At 68.3% G+C, this 18,966-nt stretch carries 16 protein-coding genes and 1 other RNA gene; 7 read left to right on the forward strand and 10 right to left on the reverse strand.

Annotated elements, in window-relative coordinates:
- Positions 1–13 precede the first annotated feature (13 nt).
- Positions 14–2,830: a carbohydrate-binding protein gene (locus tag ABD768_RS35905; protein ID WP_343981398.1), complete on the reverse strand. Its 2,817-nt coding sequence runs from the start codon at positions 2,828–2,830 to the stop codon at positions 14–16.
- Between the two features lie 13 nt (positions 2,831–2,843).
- Entirely contained in the window at positions 2,844–5,696 is a 2,853-nt protein-coding gene (locus ABD768_RS35910; protein ID WP_344848328.1) for a fascin domain-containing protein, read from the reverse strand.
- A gap of 167 nt (positions 5,697–5,863) precedes the next feature.
- On the opposite strand from ABD768_RS35910, the gene ABD768_RS35915 reads away from it, so the two are divergent.
- The 3 genes from ABD768_RS35915 to ABD768_RS35925 all read left to right on the forward strand — a co-directional run bounded on the left by ABD768_RS35915 (position 5,864) and on the right by ABD768_RS35925 (position 7,501).
- A complete protein-coding gene (locus ABD768_RS35915) occupies positions 5,864–6,232 on the forward strand; it encodes a DUF952 domain-containing protein (RefSeq protein ID WP_344848331.1) in 369 nt (122 codons plus the stop codon).
- 7 nt (positions 6,233–6,239) lie between these two features.
- Positions 6,240–6,643, forward strand: an RNA gene (gene rnpB / locus ABD768_RS35920) — RNase P RNA component class A.
- Positions 6,644–6,658: 15 nt separating this feature from the next.
- The gene (locus tag ABD768_RS35925) at positions 6,659–7,501 is read left to right on the forward strand and encodes a 1-aminocyclopropane-1-carboxylate deaminase/D-cysteine desulfhydrase (RefSeq protein ID WP_344848334.1); all 843 of its coding nucleotides are present in this window, start codon (positions 6,659–6,661) and stop codon (positions 7,499–7,501) included.
- Here the strand turns inward: ABD768_RS35925 and ABD768_RS35930 are convergent.
- Positions 7,498–8,178, reverse strand: a complete 681-nt coding sequence (locus ABD768_RS35930; protein WP_344848337.1) for a DUF899 domain-containing protein — start codon at positions 8,176–8,178, stop codon at positions 7,498–7,500. The genes ABD768_RS35925 and ABD768_RS35930 overlap by 4 nt on opposite strands.
- A 166-nt stretch (positions 8,179–8,344) precedes the next feature.
- Positions 8,345–9,460, reverse strand: a complete 1,116-nt coding sequence (locus tag ABD768_RS35935) for an MFS transporter (RefSeq protein ID WP_344848340.1) — start codon at positions 9,458–9,460, stop codon at positions 8,345–8,347.
- Between the two features lie 52 nt (positions 9,461–9,512).
- Between ABD768_RS35935 and ABD768_RS35940 the strand changes: the two genes are divergently transcribed.
- Positions 9,513–10,247 carry an AraC family transcriptional regulator gene (locus tag ABD768_RS35940; protein WP_344848343.1) on the forward strand — a complete coding sequence of 245 codons (735 nt, stop codon included), beginning with the start codon at positions 9,513–9,515 and terminating at the stop codon, positions 10,245–10,247.
- Here ABD768_RS35940 and ABD768_RS35945 read toward each other — a convergent pair.
- Positions 10,244–10,786: a GNAT family N-acetyltransferase gene (locus ABD768_RS35945; RefSeq protein ID WP_344848345.1), complete on the reverse strand. Its 543-nt coding sequence runs from the start codon at positions 10,784–10,786 to the stop codon at positions 10,244–10,246. The two genes, ABD768_RS35940 and ABD768_RS35945, sit on opposite strands and share 4 nt — an antisense overlap.
- Between ABD768_RS35945 and ABD768_RS35950 the strand changes: the two genes are divergently transcribed.
- Complete coding sequence (locus ABD768_RS35950) at positions 10,776–11,384, forward strand: TetR/AcrR family transcriptional regulator (protein ID WP_344848350.1); 609 nt, start codon at positions 10,776–10,778, stop codon at positions 11,382–11,384. The two genes, ABD768_RS35945 and ABD768_RS35950, sit on opposite strands and share 11 nt — an antisense overlap.
- 34 nt (positions 11,385–11,418) lie before the next feature.
- Here the strand turns inward: ABD768_RS35950 and ABD768_RS35955 are convergent, their stop codons facing one another.
- The 4 genes from ABD768_RS35955 to ABD768_RS35970 form a co-directional block, all read right to left on the reverse strand.
- Positions 11,419–12,855, reverse strand: a complete 1,437-nt coding sequence (locus ABD768_RS35955; RefSeq protein ID WP_343981424.1) for an RNB domain-containing ribonuclease — start codon at positions 12,853–12,855, stop codon at positions 11,419–11,421.
- 51 nt (positions 12,856–12,906) lie between these two features.
- On the reverse strand, positions 12,907–14,040 hold the full coding sequence (locus ABD768_RS35960) for a bifunctional RNase H/acid phosphatase (protein ID WP_343981426.1): 1,134 nt from the start codon (positions 14,038–14,040) through the stop codon (positions 12,907–12,909).
- Complete coding sequence (locus ABD768_RS35965) at positions 14,037–14,762, reverse strand: zinc ribbon domain-containing protein (RefSeq protein ID WP_344848354.1); 726 nt, start codon at positions 14,760–14,762, stop codon at positions 14,037–14,039. Before ABD768_RS35965 ends, ABD768_RS35960 begins: the two co-directional genes overlap by 4 nt.
- 61 nt (positions 14,763–14,823) lie before the next feature.
- Entirely contained in the window at positions 14,824–15,957 is a 1,134-nt protein-coding gene (locus ABD768_RS35970) for a Nif3-like dinuclear metal center hexameric protein (RefSeq protein WP_343981432.1), read from the reverse strand.
- A 96-nt stretch (positions 15,958–16,053) separates the two neighbouring features.
- On the opposite strand from ABD768_RS35970, the gene ABD768_RS35975 reads away from it, so the two are divergent.
- Both ABD768_RS35975 and ABD768_RS35980 read left to right on the forward strand, forming a co-directional pair.
- Entirely contained in the window at positions 16,054–16,566 is a 513-nt protein-coding gene (locus tag ABD768_RS35975; RefSeq protein WP_344848358.1) for a SigE family RNA polymerase sigma factor, read from the forward strand.
- Positions 16,559–17,158, forward strand: a complete 600-nt coding sequence (locus ABD768_RS35980) for a hypothetical protein (protein ID WP_343981439.1) — start codon at positions 16,559–16,561, stop codon at positions 17,156–17,158. The genes ABD768_RS35975 and ABD768_RS35980 overlap by 8 nt, the downstream gene beginning before the upstream one ends.
- Before the next feature lie 499 nt (positions 17,159–17,657).
- Here ABD768_RS35980 and ABD768_RS35985 read toward each other — a convergent pair whose 3' ends face one another.
- Entirely contained in the window at positions 17,658–18,944 is a 1,287-nt protein-coding gene (locus ABD768_RS35985) for an HNH endonuclease signature motif containing protein (protein WP_344848369.1), read from the reverse strand.
- Positions 18,945–18,966 lie beyond the last annotated feature (22 nt).

Below are 18,966 nucleotides of genomic sequence, written 5' to 3' on the forward strand. Positions count from 1 at the left end.
TGTTGTGTCCTGTTCACGAGATGGTGAAGGTGTCGACGTCGAAGAGCGACCCGGATCCGCCGGTGAAGCTCAGGAACAACGGCCCGCTGACATTGCCGGTCAAAGCAGTGGAGACCGTCTGGAAGTTCTCCCAGCCACCCGTCGCCGGTACTGCGACAGACCCGAGCAACGTCCCGGTCTGCGAACCCGACCGCACCTGCAGCGTGCCGCCGGGACCGCCCGAAGAAATGCGCGCGCTGAAGCTGGTCTTACCGGCCGTGCTCACCTGCGAATAGCCCGCCCAGTCACCGTTGTCGATGTACCCGAGCGTCTGACCCCCATTGGCCCCGTTGTGCGCCGCAACCTGTACGCCGGACTGCGACGTGAACGCCTCGCCCTCAGCTGTGGTGCCGGTCGACCCCGAGGTCGCGAACGTGAAGGCGTCGAGGTCGAACAGGTTGCCCTGCCCCGTCACCCCCTTGAAGACGAAGAACAGCGTCGTCGTCCCGGCCGGCTTGCCGGTGAGGTTGGCCGACACGTTGACGAACGTCTCCCAGCCACCCGTCGGCGCCACCGTCATCGTGCCCATCAACGTCCCGGTGGCAGATCCGGCCCGGACCTCGATCGTCCCGCCGACGCCACCCGACGACACCCGCGCGCTCACCGACGTCGCGTTGCTCACGGCGTACGGGGTGAACGAGATCCAGTCACCGTTGTCGACGAATCCGACCGTCTTGCCGCCTTCCGCCGGCGGGTGGTCGGCCAGCTGGATGCCCTGCTGCGCACCGAAATGCTCCGCCTGCCGGTGACGCGGCTGCAGCTTGCGCACGCTGTGCGTGGTCAGCCCGCCGTTGTCCGTGTACTCCGCGTCGAAGACGCCGTAGACGTTGGCCGCCGGGTCGTGCTCACCATCGATCGGTACTGCGATCGACCCACTGCACCCGTTCTTGGAGGTGATCTGGTGCTGGTGCACGTCATGACCGAGGAGATACGTGACCTTCACCCGGCTGCAGTCGATCGTGCCGTCCTCCGGATCCGACACGTTCACCTGGAACGGCACGGTGTCACCGAACGAGAACAGCTGCCCATCGGTCGGCGTCTGCAAGGTCACCGACGGAGCCGTGTTGCCCACACTGATCGCCACGTTCGCCGACCCGGTCAGCCCGGCCGGATCGGTCACGGTCAGCGTCGCCGTGAAGTTGCCGGCCGTGTTGTAGGTGTACGAAGGGTTGGCCTGCGTCGACGTACCGCCGTCGCCGAAGGTCCAGCGATACGTCAGGGCACCGCCTTCGGGGTCCGAGCTGCCCGCGGACGAGAACGCGACGGTGAGCGGGCGGCCGCCGGAGGTCGGCGTACCGGCTGCCTTGGCGATCGGGTTGCGGTTGGTGTTGCCCTTGTAGTCGATCCGCCAGAGGCCCTGGTTGTTGGAGCCCGTGCCGTAGTCGAGCACGTAGAGCGCACCCTCCGGACCGAAGGCCATGTCCATCACCTGGGTGCCGGTCCACGGGAAGGCGCCGATGTCGCCGACTCCCCCGCTCGAGGTGACCTCGATGGCCTTGATCCACTGCCGGCCGAGTTCACCGGCGAAGTACCGGCCGTCGAGCGACTGCGGGAACTTCGTCGCCGAGTTGAGGTTCGGGTCGAAGCGGTAGACCGGCCCGCCCATCGGCGACTCGGAGCCGCCGTTGCCGAACTCGGGCGGGGTGCCCGCGTCACCGCCGTACCGGATCCAGGACGGTTTGGCCGGGAGCAGCTTGGTCAGACCGGTGTTGCGGAAGGAGTTGTTGGTGACGCCGCCCGCGCAGTCGAACTTCGCGCCGGACGGGCCGCTCGGGAACTGGAAGTCGTTGTACGTCTCGACGCTCGTGTTGGTGCCGGTGCAGTACGGCCAGCCGTAGTTGCCCGGTGCGGTGATCCGGTCGAACTCGACCTGGCCGTTCGGGCCGCGGTCCGGGTTCGTGGAGCCTGCGTCGGGTCCGTAGTCGCCGAGGTAGACGATGCCGGTCGGCTTGTCGACACTCATCCGGAACGGGTTGCGGAAGCCCATCGCGTAGATCTCGGGCCTGGTCTGCGCGGTGCCCGGCGCGAACAGGTTGCCGCTCGGGATCGTGTAGCTGCCGTCCGGCTGGGGCTTGATCCGGAGCAGCTTGCCGCGCAGGTCGTTGGTGTTGCCGGCGGTCCGTTGCGCGTCGAACTGCGGGTTGCGGGTGGTCCGCTCGTCGATCGGCGTGTAGCTGTCCGACTGGAACGGGTTGCTGTCGTCGCCGGTGGTCAGATAAAGGTTGCCAGCGGCATCGAAGTCGAGATCGCCGCCGACGTGACAGCACTGGCCGCGATCGTTCGGCACGGCCAGGACGACCTTCTCGCTGGCCAGGTCGAGCGTCTTGTCGGTCTTGAGGATGAACCTGGACAGGTGCAGCTCGCCCTTGAACCGGTCCCAGTCGGCCTGGGTACCGTCGGTCGGCGCGTCACCGTCAGGGGTGGACAGCCTCGGTGAGTAGTACAAGTAGATGTAGCGGTTGCTGGCGAAGTTGGGATCGACCGCGACGCCCTGCAGGCCTTCCTCGTCGTGGGTGTAGACGTTGAGCCGGCCGGCCACTGTCGTCGTACCGGCCGCGTCGGTGATCCGGACTGTTCCGTCGCGGGCCGTGTGGACGACGGATCGGTCGGGCAGGACCGCCAGCGACATCGCCTCGCCGAGCTCACCCGAGCCGGTCGCCAAGGACACTTGCTGGTAGTCGCCGGGAGGGATCGTCGAGCCCGCCTGGGCGGTTGGAATGCTGAGGCCGAGTGCTGCGGTCAGTGCGGCGGTGATCAACAACGAGATCCGCCGGACGCCTTTCTTCTTCATAGGGTCGTGCTCCTCAGTTGTTGATCAAGTCGAATTGTTCCCACGGGCCGATCGCGTCTCTGTTGGCGATCAGTGGGGCGGCACCGGCGTTGTCGGCGCAGACGAGCTTGTTGTTGACCGCTGCCCGGAAGCTGACCGAGCCGTCGCCGTTGCGGATCAGCTGGAAGGTCTCCCACGAGCCGACGGCCTGGTTCTTGGCCAGCAACGGCGCGGCACCCGCGTTGTCCGCTGCCACCAGCAGGTTGTTGGCCTTGGCCCGGAGCGACACGTTGCCGCCGCCGAGGTCGGTCATCTCGTACTGCTGGGCAGTCCCGTTCGTGGTGCTGTCGGCGATCAGCGGCGTACCGGTGCCGGCGGTGACGTACTTGCCGTTGGCACGCGCTTTGAGGCTGATCGTCCCGGTGCCCGAGGTTGCCTTGGGCAAGCCGATGGTCGCCTTGTCCCAACGGCGGGCGGCGGTGGCCGGCGTACCGGTGAGGGCCTGGAAGGGCTGTACAGCGGTCCCGGTCTTCTCGACCAGGTAGGACTTGCCGGATTGGGCCGGGATGGTGAAGGTGGCGTTGGTCTGGGGACCGACCACCGTGGCCCGGGTCTGACCGTCCAGCACCGTCACGCTCTGGCCCGGCCAGGGGCTCCGAACGGTGAGCTGCTGGTTCGCGCCAGATGAGATGGCGACCGTGGTCGGGCTGCCTCCGGCGATCTGGACGTGGACCCGCGACTTGTGGCCGATGGCAACAGTTCCTTCACCGGACCAGTCCGTCGGCCAGGACGGGGCGATGCGCAGTACGCCGTCGTAGTCCTGTGCCAGCGCCTCGGGGACGGTTGCCGCGAGTACGCCGGATTGCTCGATGTACGGCTCTTGCGCCGGCTGCGCGGTGAAGCTGGCCATCCCCGACGGGTAGACCTGGAACTGCCTGATCGCCGCCAGCAACGCGGTCTTCATCTCGGTCGGCAACCCGAGCCTTGCCGCATGCAGTGAGTCGTAGCTCCACGAGTTGCTGTTGACGTAACTGCGGGACGCATAGGTACGCCGCGCGAGCGCCGTCATCGGCCCGCTGTCGCCGATCAGGTTGAACGGCCAGACCGCTTCGAGGCCGATGTTCTCGCTGTTACGCCGCTGAGCCGCCGGCTGGGTGGATGGACCGATCATCGTGGTGCCACCTGCATCGTTCGCCGGGGTCAGTAGCTGGGTCTGCGTCGCCGTGTCGGTCCGCGGCAACGTCTGGATCTTCGGGATCGCCGCGTTGAGTTGACTGACCAGCGCCGCGTCGACATTCAGGAGCTGCGCAGCCTTCACCGCGATCGGGAAGAAGGCCTGCATCGCCGCGATGTCGGTGGTCGGATCGGTGACGTCCCACTGGGTCTCATGAGCGTTCGACCTGGTGTGCAGCTTGCCGTCCGATCCCGTTGTCGCGTGCGAGAGCAGGAACTGCGCCGCGCCCTTGATCAACGGGTAGTGCGACTGCAGGAAGGCCTGGTCGTCGGTCATCCGGTAGTGCTCCCAGACCCACAACCCCACCTCCGCTCCCGTCGTGACGTTGAGCGAGTTCCACTGCGGCGTGATGGTCGAGTCGCAGGACGAGTTGTCGGTACCGCCGTTGTAGGTGCCGTTGCCGTTGAACCGCATCGTCTCCGGTACGCACAGGCCCGTTCGGCCGGGCATGTGCGCGCTGGTCCAGGCCGCGATCGCGTCGACGTTGTCCTGGTAGAGGCGGAACATCGGATCGTTCAGATTCGGCACCCCGGCCGAGACGTTGGCCGCGACCTGCATGCGGAGATTCCAGAACCAGTAGCCGGACGGATACCAGTCGCGCTTGTCCTGCGAGAAGGTGAACAGATCGGCGACCCCGGCCTGCGATCCCGGTAGCACGCCCCGGCTCTGGGCCGCGCTCGCGTACAGGAAGATCGTCCGCAGGTTCTCGACGTAGTCACCGGTCCCGTCGGCCGAGCTGATCTTGATCAGGCCGGCCTGGTTCCAGTAGTCGTGCCACCACTGCAGATGGGCGTCCCGTACTTCGTTCGCGGGCCTGGTGGCGGCGCCGTTCAGTACTGCGTTGGTGGTGGCGATCGAGTCGCCACCGGTCCACGTTGGTGCGGCGACGACGACCCGGAACGAGCCGTCGGTGTTGGGTTGGAAGGCGACCTGGGCGGTCAGGTTGTTCGGGGTCGAGCCGACGACGTTGCGACCGCCGGCCGTCACACCGGCCAGCGAGCCGAACGTCCGGCCTGAGGCACCGGCGCCGTTGTTGTCGACCCAGGTCTCGGCGAGTGCGGCCACTGAGCCGGAGGCACGCGCGGTCGGCGTACGGGGGCTCCAGAGTTTGACCTGGGCGGTCTGGGTGGCGTTGGGGTCGGCGCCGGTGACGTCGACGACCAGTTGCTGGGTGTCCGCCCGGATGAACGCGGTCAACGTCATGCCTCCACCACTTTGGCGGAGCATCCCGTCGTACAGGTCGAGCCGGCCGGTGAAGTCGGCGGCGCTCGTCATCCGGGACAGGCCCGCGATGACGACCTGGCCGAGCGACTTGCGGTCAGGGAAGGTGTCGGTGCGGTTGAGTTGGGCGGTGAACCCGCCGGCGGACCAGACCGCCGCTCCCAGGGCGCCGTTGCCCAGTGGGAGTGATTCGGTCGGTGCCGGGTTGGCGCGGCCGAGGATGATGTCGGAGCGACGGACCAGGTTCGGCCGGTCGACGACGAAGGAGCCGTTCTGCCAGGCCGTCGTACCGGCCGCCGGCAATGCGGTTGCCGGGCTGTTGGCGACCAGTGATCCGGCGACGACTGCTGTCACCAGCAGCAGTCTGTGCAGGAGTTTCCGGCGCACCTTGGGCCGGGTTTTGGGCAGGGGGGATCGCAGGAGGTCGTTCATCGGATCTCTCCTGGAGATGGAGCGGACCGATGACCTGGGGGCGGAGAGGATCACCGGTAGACATCGGATCTTTCTGTGCTCACGCTGCGCTGTCAAGGGGCTACCGGTTCCGGAACCTGTCGCGCCGCTGCCGCTGCTGCGGCGGCCGCACCGATAATCTCGGGCGCATGGCTTTGATCCTGCATTTGGCCTTCGTCGCGGAGTGGGAAGCGGCCCGCGCGGCCGGTAGCTACCGGATCTCCACCCGGGGCAAGTCGCTCGACGACGGCGCGACCTTCATCCACTGCTCCCGCCCGGACCAGGTCGCCGCGGTCGCGAACTCGTTCTACGCCGACGTGACCGAGCCGCTGTGCCTGCTCGTCATCGACACCTCGCTGCTGGTGTCGGCCCTGTGCGACGAGGACCTGGACGCGATCGGCATCTCGTTCCCGCACCTGTACGGTCCGCTGAACCTGGACGCGGTCGTCGACGTGCGCCCGTACGAGCGGGCTGCCGACGGCCGATACCCGGAAGTGAGCGCGCAGGCCCTATCCTGAGGGTGAACGGGCCGGTCGGGCGACCGCGTCGTTCACCAGCGATGGTGGGCGCCGAGGAAAGTCCGGACTCCACAGGGCAACGTGGTGGGTAACGCCCACCCGGGGCAACCCGCGGGACAGTGCCACAGAGAACAGACCGCCAGCGGCCTGGATGGACCCCGTGGTTCATCGAGGTGCGGGTGAGGGTGAAACGGTGGTGTAAGAGACCACCAGCTCCGCAGGCGACTGCGGAGGCTAGGTAAACCCCACGTGGAGCAAGGCCAAGAAGGACGACGGGCAACCGCCGTCCGCGCGAGCGTTCGAGGGCTGCCCGCCCGAGCTCGCGGGTAGGCTGCTAGAGGTGCCCGGCAACGGTCACCGTAGATGGATGGTCGCCGACTACAGGATCCGGCTTACAGACCGGCCCGTTCACTTAATCTGATCCTCGTGCTCAATGTTTGCTTGCCGTCGCCGGTCGTGGAACTCCACGACGAGCGGCTGACCGCCGCGGGGGTGCGGGTGCTGTTGAAGCGCGACGACCTCGTCCATCCCGAGGTCCCCGGCAACAAGTGGCGCAAGCTCAAGTACAACGTGCCGTTGGCGGTGTCGGCGGGCACCTTGCTCACCTTTGGCGGCGCCTATTCCAACCACCTCCGCGCGGTTGCTGCCGCCGGCCACCACTACGGCTTCAACACCATCGGCGTGGTCCGAGGCGAGGAACATCTGCCCCTCAACCCATCCCTCGCCTACGCCGTCTCGCGTGGAATGCACCTCACCTACCTGGACCGGGCCACCTACCGCGCCAAGACCTCTCCCCTGGTCCTGGACCGCCTCCACCAGGAATTCGGCGACTTCCACCTGCTCCCCGAAGGCGGTAGCAACCCCGCCGCGGTCCGTGGCTGTGCCGAACTGCTCGCCGAGCTCGCCGAGCCGTACGACATCCTCCTGTGCGCGGTCGGCACCGGCACCACCCTCGCCGGCTTGACTACCGGTTCCCAGCCGACCATCGGCGTACCAGTGTTGAAGGCGTCCTTGGAAGACGACATCGTCGCTCTCCAGCAAACAGCTTTCGGCGAGCGCGTCGGCGACTGGCGCTTGCTCGCCGGCTACCACTTCGGCGGCTACGCCAAGCGCACCCCGGTCCTGGACGCCTTCATCGACGACTTCGTGTCCAGGCATGGGCTGGCGCTCGACTGGGTCTACGAGGCCAAGATGATGTACGCCCTCTTCGACCAGGTCCGCCAAGGCGCCTTCAGCACCGGTACGACGATCGTCGCGCTGATCAACTAGGTCCCTTGCCGCCCGAGCGCGGTCAGGTCGATGACGTTGGTGGTGAACCCCATCGAGTCGCAGCCGCGCCCGTACGTCGAATAGGTATGGTGCACGTCGTCGTCCACCCGCAGGAAGCAACTCATCCCGTGCAGGTCGAACGGCTGCTCACCCTGAACCAGCCCACCGCTCGGCAACGCGTCCCACTCGGCCTTGCTGCGGTAGTTGTACGACAACGGAACGACCGACTCGTCCAGCGTCACGTGGTAGTCGTAGTTGAAGCTACTGCCCGCCGACGAGTACCAGGGGAAGGTCCAGCCCTTCTCCTCCTTGAAGGCCGCGAGCTTCTCGTACGGCGCCCGGGACACCGCCACGAAGCTGGTGTTCAGCTCGTACAGGCCCTTCAACGCGCCGATGTCCTCGACGAACCACGAGCAGTTCGGGCAGCCCGCGTTCCAGTCCGGCGGGAACATGAAGTGGTAGACGACCAACTGCTGCCGCCCGTCGAACAGATCGAGCAGGTGGACCTCACCAGCCGGGCCTTCGAAGACGTAGTCCTCGGCGACCTCCACCATCGGCAACTGGCGGCGCTTCGCGTTCAGCTCGTCGCGGCGCCTGGTGAACTCCTTCTCGTCGGCCAGCAGCCGCTTCCGCGCCACCAGCCACTCTTCGCGCGACACGATCTCGGGCAGTTCCATCTGCACAACTCCTCTTCGTGAGCCGACCTGGCACCGGTACGTCGGAGTCGCCGTCCGACGCTCGACATCCACCCCGTCCCTGGCCCACTTTGTGCTCGACCTGAGCGTTCCGACCGCCCCAGAACACTCAGGCGGAGCACAAAGTCCTCGAAGTGCACCGGTGGACTCAGGTGGGTTCGGCGAGGCGTCGGGTGAGGAGGACGGCCAGGGCGGGGAGGGTGGCCAGGCAGGTGAGGACCAGTTGGAGCGAGGTGGCCTTGGCGGCGGCTGCCAGGGCGGGGGCCAGGACTCCACCTGCGCTGACCGCCAGGCCGAGGGTGACGCCGCTGGCTGTGCCGACGCGGGTTGGGAGGTAGTCCTGGCCGAGAGTGATGTGCAGCGAGAAGGGGATGTAGAGGGCTATGGCGGTGAGGGCGACGAAGAGGAACAGGGCGGCGGTCGGGATGAGGGCGACTCCGGCCAGGGCGAGCGCGGCGACGGCGTACGACCAGCGCATGGTGACGAGCCGGCCGTAGCGGGTGGCCAGGCGGCCGCCGAGGAGGGTGCCGATGACGCCGCCGCCGAACAGTACGAAGAGGGTCGTCGCGCTGGCTCCGGCGCTGAGGTGGAGCCGCTGGCCGACGTACAGGCCGAGGAAGGTGCTGAGGCCGACGTACGTGATCGAGCGCAGGACGATGATCGCAGTCAGCGTGCGGAAGGCCGGCCAGTCGTCGACGCCTCCCATTTCGCGCGGCCGCAGTCGGGCCGCGCCACCGGATCGCAGGAGCGGCACGGTGATGGCGGCGCCTGCGACGGCGGGGAGGATCAGGAGTGGGCTTGCCGCCAGGCCGGCGTACGCGAGAAGCGGACCGGCCGCGGGAGCGACCGCGAAGCCGAGGTTGCCGCCGAGCGAGAACCAGCTCATCCCGACGTGACTGCCGCCGGTCACCGAGCGCGCGGTACGGGCCGCTTGTGGGTGGTACGCGGCGACGCCGATGCCCGTGAGGCCGATCGCCGCGAGCGCGAACGGGTACGACTCGGCGACACCGATCAGCGCGACGCCGAGCCCGGCCGTGATCATGCTCGCGGGGATCAGCCACGGCATCGACCAGCGATCGGTCAGCAGGCCGAAGACCGGCTGGACCACCGACGAGAGCAGCGTCGCGGCCAGCACGAATCCGGAGACGGCCAGGTAGTCGTAGCCGCGCTCGGCGACCAGGAACGGCACCAGCACGGGGACGATGCCCTGGTAGAGGTCGACGCTGCCGTGGCCGGCGGACAACAGGGCGGTCTTTCGGTTCACGCCTTCCAGCCTGGTCCTTCGCCGTACTGACCGGCTTCCGATAATCTGACAGATGATGTCGATTCCCCGCCACGCCCCGATCGCGCCGACCGCGCTCCGCAGACTCGCCTCCGGCGCCGGGATCGACGCGCATCGCCACGACGACCACCAGATCGCGTACGCCGCCAGTGGCGTGCTCGCCGTGACGACCGATCGCGGCCATTGGATCGCCCCGGCGACCCGCGCGATCTGGGTGCCGGCCGGGACCGTCCACGAGCATCGTGCCTACGGCCCGACCAACCTTCACCTCGTTGGCCTTTCGGACAATCCCATCGGCCTGGATGCACCAGCAGTACTGGCCGTCGGTCCGCTGCTGCGCGAGCTGATCATCGCCTACACGGCCGATCCTTCTGACACCAGCGAGGCGCGGCAGCGGATTCGCGGCGTCCTGCTCGACCAGCTCGAGCGCTCACCCCAGCAACCGATCCGGTTGCCCGTGGCAACCGATTCCCGCCTGGCCGCCGTTTGCGAGATCCTGTCCGCCGACCCCGCCGACGGCCGCGGTCTGGCCGAACTGGGCCGCGCGGCGGGAGCCGCTGAGCGCACCCTGTCGCGCCTGTTCCGCCAGGAGTTCGCGATGACCTTCCCGCAATGGCGCACGCAACTTCGTCTCCACCACGCGCTGATCCAGCTGGCCGAAGGCGAACCGGTCACCACCGTCGCGTACCGCTGCGGCTGGTCCAGCCCGAGCGCCTTCATCGACGTCTTCCGCCGTACCTTCGGCCAGACGCCCGGAAAACAGTTCTAGAGATCGGCCTCATACGTCTGGCTCAGCAGGCCTGAGCCGAACATGTCGTGCGGCTCCTCGCCGATCAGCTTGAAGCCGCGCTTGAGGTAAATGTTGCGGGCGGCAACCAGCGGATCGTTCGTCCAGAGCACCATCCGCTTGTGGCCGGACTCGCGGGCGAACGCCATGCAGGTGTCGACGAGCCTGGCACCGAGCCCCTGACCGCGCGCCGACGGATGCAGGAGCAGCAGGCGAAGCTTGGCGGTCGCCTCGTCCGGGCCGCGCACGCAGAACACGCTGCCCATCCGCTCACCGTCCTGCTCCGCGATCCAGGCCGCCTCACGCGCCGGGTCGAAGTTCTTGCCGAAGTCGGCGACGATCTGCGCCACCAGCGCCTCGTACTCCATCCCCCAGCCGTACTCCGCGGCGTACAGCTCACCGTGCGCCTGCACCACCCAGCCGAGATCCCCCGGCCGATCCGCGCGTCTGATCTCCATCTGCCCACCTCGATCTACTGACACGACTGTTTCAGTAGGAGATACTAGCCGGGTGACCACCACGAAACCAGCCCCTTCCGCCCGGGAGACCGAGCTGCTCGAGCTCGCCTACGCGTACTCGCTGACTCACGGGCTGGCCGATCTGTCCCTGCGCCCGCTGGCGACCGCGATCGGTTCGAGCCCACGGGTGCTGCTGTTCCTGTTCGGCAGCAAGGACGGCCTGATCCGCGCCCTGCTCACCCGCGCCCGCAGCGACGAACTGGTACTCCTGCAAAAGATCACCAGCCAGTACGCCGAACCGCCCGGCCTGGACGTGGTCGCCCGCGAACTGTGGACCTGGCTGGCCGCCGAGGAACGCCGCCCCCTGATGAAACTCTGGGTAGAGGCCTACGGCCGCTCCCTGGTCGCCCCCGACGGCCCCTGGTCCGACTTCGCCCGCTCCACCGTCGAGGACTGGCTAGACCTGTTCAAGTCGGTCCAGCCAGGCAAAGACACCAAGGCCGCGCAAGCTCGCCGTACCGGAGTACTGGCGGTCCTGCGCGGCGGTTTGCTCGACTTGCTGGCTACTGGCGACACCGCCCGAGTGACGGCAGCGGTGCTCCGAGCCCTACCTGTGGATAACTCCCCGGCAAAATCGACCCCCGCCGATAGACTTAGTTAGGAAAGACAGGGGCGCACACAACCAGCGACGCCGCTCAGGGAATCAGCTCGAAAGCGACCGTCCGCTTGGCAATGTCCGCCTCGGTGAGCTTGACGCGGACCGGCTGGCCGAGGGGCAGCGCCGCCGTGCCGGTGACGCGGCCTTCGATGGCAAGCGTGGAGAGAGCGACGATGCCGCGGGTCGGTTCGCGGTCGTCGACGTCGGTGATGACGCCGTCGAAGGTCGAGCCGACCTGGTCCGCGACGAGACCGGCCTCGACCATGCCGACGATCGACCGCTCGTAGGCGTGCGCCTTGCGGTCGCACTCCTCCATGATCTTCGGGATCTCGTCCATCGACTCGCGCACCCAGGCCGGCACCTCGGCATCCGCGCACAACGCCACGCAGATCTCACTCGTCCAGCGATCGACCAGCCGGCGCAACGGCGCGGTGACATGCGCGTACTCCGACTTCATCGCGGCGTGCTCCGGTTGCGCCGGCACCCCACCGGAGAAGGACGTGTAGCCGGCGCCACGGAAAAGTACCGTGCAGGCCGCGAGCATCGCCGCGTGCGCGGGCACCTTGGGATCGAGGCCGTGGATGAACTCGGCGTACGACGTGCCGACCGGCCACGGGATGCTGAGCGCCTTGGCCGTGTTCTCCAGTTTGCGCCGCAGATCGTCGTGCGACTCGGGCAGCGTGCGGAGGATGCCGATCTCGCCGTACATCATCAGATGCGCGGCAGCCATCCCGGTCAGCAACGAGATCTGCGCGTTCCACCCCTCGACCGGCAGCGGCGCGCGGAACTCCAACGTCCATTGGCCATCGGAGGTGACGACCTCCTGATCCGGGATCGGCAGGTTGACGCCACCCCGCTCGAGTTCGCGCTGCTCGCGGAGCTTGCCGACCTCGCGGAGCAGTTGCAGGCTCTCCGAGGCGGTGCCCGCGTCGAGATCCTTCTGCACACCGGCGTAGTTGAGCTTGGCGCGCGACTTCACCAGCGCCCGCTTGCAGCTCACATCGGTACCTTCACCCGACGCGTCGACCGTGATCGTCCACAGGATCGCCGGCCGGACCTGATCGGGAAGCAACGACGCCGCACCCTCGGACAGCTCCTGCGGGTGCAGCGGCGTGCGCTTGTCCGGCGCGTACAGCGTCTCGCCGCGTTTGCGCGCCTCGACGTCGATCGGGTCACCCGGCTGGACGAACGCGGCGACGTCGGCGATCGCGTAGTGCACCGTGTAGCCGTCGCCGGCCCGCTCGATGTGCACGGCCTGGTCGAGGTCCATCGAGTCCGGCGGATCGATCGTCACGAACTCGATCTCGGTCCGGTCCAGCTCCGGCAGCCGCGGGTTGCCGGCAGCGGCCAACGCCGCCTCGACCACCGCGGGCGGGAACTCCGCCGGCACCTCGAGCTCCCGCCGGATCGCCTGCATCGAGGTCCGGAAGACCTCCGGAACCTCTTCGGCGAAATGCACCCTTTGCAACGGCACGCGACCACTCCGTCCATCCGCCGGGCACCCCGTCGTGCCGCGGTACTGGGGTCAGACTAGTGCGGGTTGGACGTTGAAGGACTTAAGTGAGGCGAGGCCGTCGGCGTACCAGTGGATTTCGGTCAGCGTGGCCGGGGCGAGCTCCATCCGGAACAGCGAGTTCATCGGGGCCTGGAGGACCGATCGGACCATCAGTTTGATCGGGGTCACGTGGGTGACCACGAGCACCGTCTTCCCCGGGTACGCCGCGAGCAGCCCGTCGCGCGCGGACCGGGCCCGTCGCGCACAGGCGTCGAACGACTCGCCACCAGGCGGGGCGACCGTGGTCGATCCCATCCACTCGTTCAGCGCGTCCGGCCACTTCTGCTGGACCTCGGCGAAGGTGTGGCCGTCCCAGTCACCGAACGAGCACTCCACCCAGCCCTTCTCGACCTTCACGTCCAGCCCGAGCGTCTCCGCCACGACAGCGGCCGTCTGCTTCGTCCGTACCATCGGGGAACTGACGATCGCGTCGATGCCGCCCCGCTGCGCCAGGTACCGCGCGGCCGCTGCCGCCTGCTGCTGACCGATCTCGCTCAGCGCCGGGTCATCCCCGCCGGAACCCGAGAACCGCTTGTCGACGGTGTGCGGCGTCTGGCCGTGCCGCAGGAAGATCAGCTGGGTCGGCGGCTCGGTCTGCGCACCCCAACCCTGCATGGCCTTCTGCTGGTCCGAAGGCTCAGCCGGTACTACGGATTGCGCGGCCGGCCCTTCAGTAGGGCGCAGCGGTACCGGCTTGCCGTCAAGCGCCATGTTCGCCAGCGCGTCGGCGGCGGCGTTCTGGGCACGCGGCACCCAGGTCCACTCGGTCCCGAACGGCGCCAGCGCCTGCGCCTTGACCGCCAGCGGCTTCATGTCCGGGTGCTTGATCTTCCAGCGCCCGGCCATCTGCTCGATCACCAGCTTGGAGTCCATCCGGACCTCGATCGAGGCGTCCGGCGCGTACTCCCGGGCCAGCTCCAGCCCGGCGATCAGCCCGCTGTACTCCGCGACGTTGTTGGTCGCGATCCCGATCGTGACGCCGGCCTGGGCGATCACCTCACCGGTCTGCGGGTCACGCACCAGCGCGCCGTACGAGGCCGGGCCCGGGTTTCCCCGGGAACCGCCGTCGGCCTCGACGATGACGTGCGACGGGCCATTGCTCACAGGGTGCTCTCCGAGGTCCGTACCAGGATCCGGCCGCACTCCTCGTGGTGCAGGACGAAATCGGGCGCCGCGGCCTTGATCGCGCTCAGGTCGGACGGCGCCAGCTCCATCCGGCAGCCCATGCAGCGCTTGCCGACCAGCGGCGCGGCGCCGATGCCGCCGTTGCGCTCACGCAGCTTCTGGTAGTTCGCGACCAGGGCGTCCGGCAGCTCCGCGACCACCTTGGCGCGCTCCTCGCCGAACTTCGCGCGCTGCTCGTCGAGCTCCTTCAGCGCGGCGTCGCGGGTCGCCTCCAGCTCGGACTGCCGGCCGGCGAACGCGTCCGCGCGGGCCTGCAGATCGGCCTGGACGACCTCGGCGGCCTCCAGCTTCTCCATCACCTCGAGCTCGGCGTCCTCCAGGTCGGAGATCCGGCGGTCGAGCGAGCCGATCTCGTGCTGCAGGTTCTCCAGGTCGCGCGGCGAGGTGACCTGGCCGGACTCCATCCGCTGCTGGTTGCGCGCCTTGCGCTGGCGGACCTGGTCGACATCGCTGTCGGCCTTCTTCTGCTCGCGTCTGAGGTCGCCGACCTCGGTGTCGGCGGCGACCAGTTCTTTGTCGACGCCCGACTTCTCCGTGGCCAGCTCGGCCAGCGCGGCGTGCTCGGGCAAGGACTTGCGCTTGTGCGCGACCTGATCCAGCTGCAGGTCGAGGTCCTGCAGATCCAGCAACCGGCGTTGCACGGCGGGCTCGGCGTTCAGGGTCGGCTCCTTAGATCGCGTTCAGTTGTCAGCCCGGCACCGCTCAGAGCCGTAAGGTCCACGCGTCGGTGCAGAGCGTCGAGATGTGAGTGTCCACGGTACTGCCCTGCTCTGCCAACCCCGCGATCAGGAGTCGTTCCGCGTCTTTCAGCCATGGCCACTCACTGGCCCAGTGCGCGACATCGACCAGCGCCGGCCCCTCGTCGTACGCCCGGGCCTCGGTCGCCGGATGGTGCCGAAGGTCGGCCGTCACGTACGCGTCCACCCCAGCCGCCCGGACCCGCTCGAACTCGGAGTCCCCCGCCCCACCGACCACAGCCACCGTCTCGATCACCCTCTCAGGGTCACCAGACACCCGTACGCCGTGCTGCGTCTTCGGCAGCCGCTCGGCGACAACTTCAGCAAACCGCCTGAGCGGCAAGGCCTCAGCCAGTACGCCGACCCGCCCACCACCCCGCGTGCTGGGCAGCGCCGCCATCTCGTACAAATCAAACGCAGGCTCCTCAAACGAATGAGCCGCCCGCAACGCCTCAACCACCGCCCGCCGCCGACGCCGCGGCAACACCATCTCGACCCGATCCGACGCCACCCGCTCGATCTCCCCAACCTTCCCGATCGTCGGATCGGCGCCGTCGAGCGGCCGGAAGGTCTCCTCCCCCGTGGAACTCCAAGCCGCCCGCTCGTAATCCCCGACCTGACCCGCGCCCGCCGCAGCCAGCGCGTCGATCATCTGCTGGGTCTCCCCCACCGGCACGTAAACAACGACCTTGTCCATCGGATCCCCGGCCATCGCCTTCAACGGCCTGGTCTCTTCGAGCCCGAGCGCCGCGGCCAAAGCGTCACTGACGCCAGGATTCGCGTTGTCCGCATTGGTGTGGCAGACGTGCAACGCGGTACCGCTCCGGATCAGATCATGGATGACCCGCCCTTTCGGGGTCGTCGCCGCAACGCTGTTCACCCCTTTGAGCAGCAAGGGATGGTGCGTCACCAGCAGATCGAACTCCCCGCGGATCGCCTCATCGACCACCTCGCGCATCGGATCCACCGCGAACAACACCCGCCGCACCACCTGCCCCGGATCCCCCGTCACCAGCCCAACGGCATCCCAGCTCTCCGCCCAGGACGGGTCGTACAGCCGGTCCAGCACCCCGAGCACATCCGCCAGCGTCGTATCCACAGCCATATCCTGCCGCACCCCTCGCTGCGCACACTGTGGGGAACCTTCCTGACGGCCCCGGGACTCTTATGAGTGTGATGACATCGGCCGCGAGCCATGACGCAGACTGACGACGACTTCGCCGCGTACGCCGCGGCGCGGTACGCCACGCTTCTGCGCACCGCTGTCCTCCTCGGCGCGAAGGTCGATGCGGCCGAGGACGCCGTACAGGCTGCGCTGGTGCGGTGCTACCGGTCCTGGCGAGCGGTCCGGCGGGCCGACAAGACCGATGCCTACGTCTACAAAGTGCTGGCGAACACCATCGCGAAGAGCGGCCGGCGCCGCTGGCACGGTGAGATCCCGACCGAGGACGTGACCGAACAGGTCGGTCACCGCGGCGACTACGCGGGTACGGTCGCAACCGCCGTCACTCTGCGGCGGGCGCTGGCAGCCCTCCCGATCGACCAACGCGCCGTCCTGGTACTCCGGTTCTACGCCGACCTGTCCGAACGCCAAACGGCCGAAGTACTAGGTATCGCCGTCGGCACCGTGAAGAGCCGTACCTCACGCGCCCTCGCCGCACTGGAAGGCAGCTCTGCTCTGGAAGGCCTGGAGGACCGCAATGCGTGAGAAGGAAGCCCGCACCCTGCTCGAGGCCGCCGTCTCCGACGTGGCCGCCTCGTCCCCTCCCATCGACACCCTCCTGGCCCGAGGCCGGCGCTCACGAAACCATCACCGAGCCCTCACCGCCGTCGGAGCCGTCCTGATCGTCCTGGCCTTCATCGGCATCGGAACAACCGTCGGGACGCTCAACGACCACACCACCGTCAGCTCCCAGCCCCTGCCCGCAAGCGCCACCCCTGAGGAGGTCATCCGGGCCTACGTAGCCGCCAAGAACGCCAGGGACAAGGCCACTGCCCTGTCCTACGTCACTCCCCGCCGCGCCGAAAGCCTGCTCGGATCGGAGGGCGGCTTCTTCGGAGACCGCTGGCCATTCGGCCTCCGACGGGCCAAACCGATCACCGACCTCCGCCTGGAACCTCCGGACAGCAAGTACCCGCGCTCCGGCGGCGGCTCGATGGCCGACGGCTGGCAACAGGCCGTCTTCGTCCGAGCCACCTACCAACGCAACAACACCCGCACCCGCACCCAATGGGGCTACCTACTAGTCCGCAACACCACCACCGAACGCTGGTCCATAGCCGACGAAGGCCCAGCCTGACCCTCCCCCCGAGCCGCCGCCCAACCACAACCAGCTTCCCGACCCCAGCCCAGCCCCAGCCCCAGCCCACCAAACCGCCACCACACACCCCGCGAACTCACTCCCCTGCCCGCGCCACCCACCAACCAACCGCCACCCCGACACCCCCGCGCCCCGTCACCCCCGCGCCCCGTCACCCCGGCACCCCGGCGGCCCCACACCCCGGCATCACGGCGGCCCCGTCGCCCCCGCACCCGTCACTTTCGCGCCCTCGCGCCCCATCACTTTGGCGCCCCCGCGCCCCGCCACCCCAACACTCCGGCGCCACGCCGCCCCCCAATACTCCGGGCACTCCGGCACTCACCGACCATCCGCACGCGCCCCAGCGTTCCGCCGGGACCAAGCTCAGGCGGCGTGAACTGGGCCTCACAGCACCACGAGAAAGCGGATGGCCCTATCGGAGTGACGCGCGATCAACCGGCAACTCGGGTTGAGACGGCTTTCCAGGCAAGCACCTGCATCACGCGCTATCAGCCCATGGATCGACATCAGCCGAACCCGTCCCTCCACACGACTTCTCATCGACAACGGCGGACCGGTCCACCCCGGCCGAATCCCCCTTCCAAGGATCGGACTCCCGCGCACTCGGGATGTCGGACACCCTCTCGCCGCCGGCCGGCGATCGCAGCTGGCGGCCGCTGTCGCCCCAAGGATCCAGATTCGCGACTTCCTCGGGACTGACCCACCCCACCTCATCGCCAAAGGACCAGCCCAGCCCAGGCCTCCGCGCCCGCCTACCACCGCCACCATCACAACCATCGCGGCCACAGTCACCGCCAGCGCCATCGCCATAGGTGCCGGTGCCGGTGCCGGTGCCAGTGCCGGTGCCGGTGCCGGAGTCGGAGTCGGAGTCGGAGTCGGCATCAGCATCGCTGTCGGCATCGGCAAGGGCGTCCACGAGTCCGACGCCAGCCGCACGCGGCCAAGCCCAGGGGTCAGCATCCGTCGGCGCGGACTGCGTGCCCGAGCCGACCGGCGAAGGCTCACCATCCGCGACCACGACAGAGTTGCCCGCATCTCCTGTGCCTCCGCCACCGCCAGCGTCCGTCGACCAGGGGTCAGCACCCGTCGGCGCGGACCGCGCGCCCGAACTGACCAGCGAAGGCTCACCATCCGCGACCACGACAGCATTGCCCGCATCTCCTGTGCCTCTGCTTATGCCACCGCCCCCGCCACCGCCAGCGCCAGCGCCCGTCGACCAGGGGTCAGCACCCATCGGCGCCGACCGCATGCCCGAGCCGACCACCGAAGGCCCACCATCCGCGACCACGACAGCATTGCCCGCATCTCCTGTGCCTTTGCTTAAGCCAGCGCCCGTCGACCAGGGGTGAGCATCCATCGGCGCGGACCGCGCGCCCGAGCCGACCAGCGAAAGCTCACCATCTACGGCCGCGACAGAGTTGCCTCTGTCTTCCGCGCCTGTGCCGGTGCCTGTGCCTGTGCCTGTGCTTACGCCACTATCTGTGTCTGTTGGGCAGGGGGTAGTGGCCGTCGGCGCGGGTGCGGTCGCGGGGGTGGTGCTGGGCTGGTCGGGTTTTCGGCTGGTGTTTCGGGGTGGTGGGTTGGCCCAGGTGGGGCGGGTGACGTGGACTTGGTTGTTGATGATGGTGATGGTCCAGTGGCCGTCGTGGAGCGAGTTGTGGTCCACGCGGCAGAGCAGGACGAGGTTGGTGAGGCTGGTGACTCCGCCGTCTTGCCAGCTGATGAGGTGGTGGGCGTCGCAGTAGATGGGTGGGGCGTGGCAGATGACGCAGCCTTTGTCGCGCTGG

The organism is Kribbella ginsengisoli (genome assembly GCF_039537185.1).
Classification (GTDB): Bacteria; Actinomycetota; Actinomycetes; order Propionibacteriales; family Kribbellaceae; genus Kribbella; species Kribbella koreensis.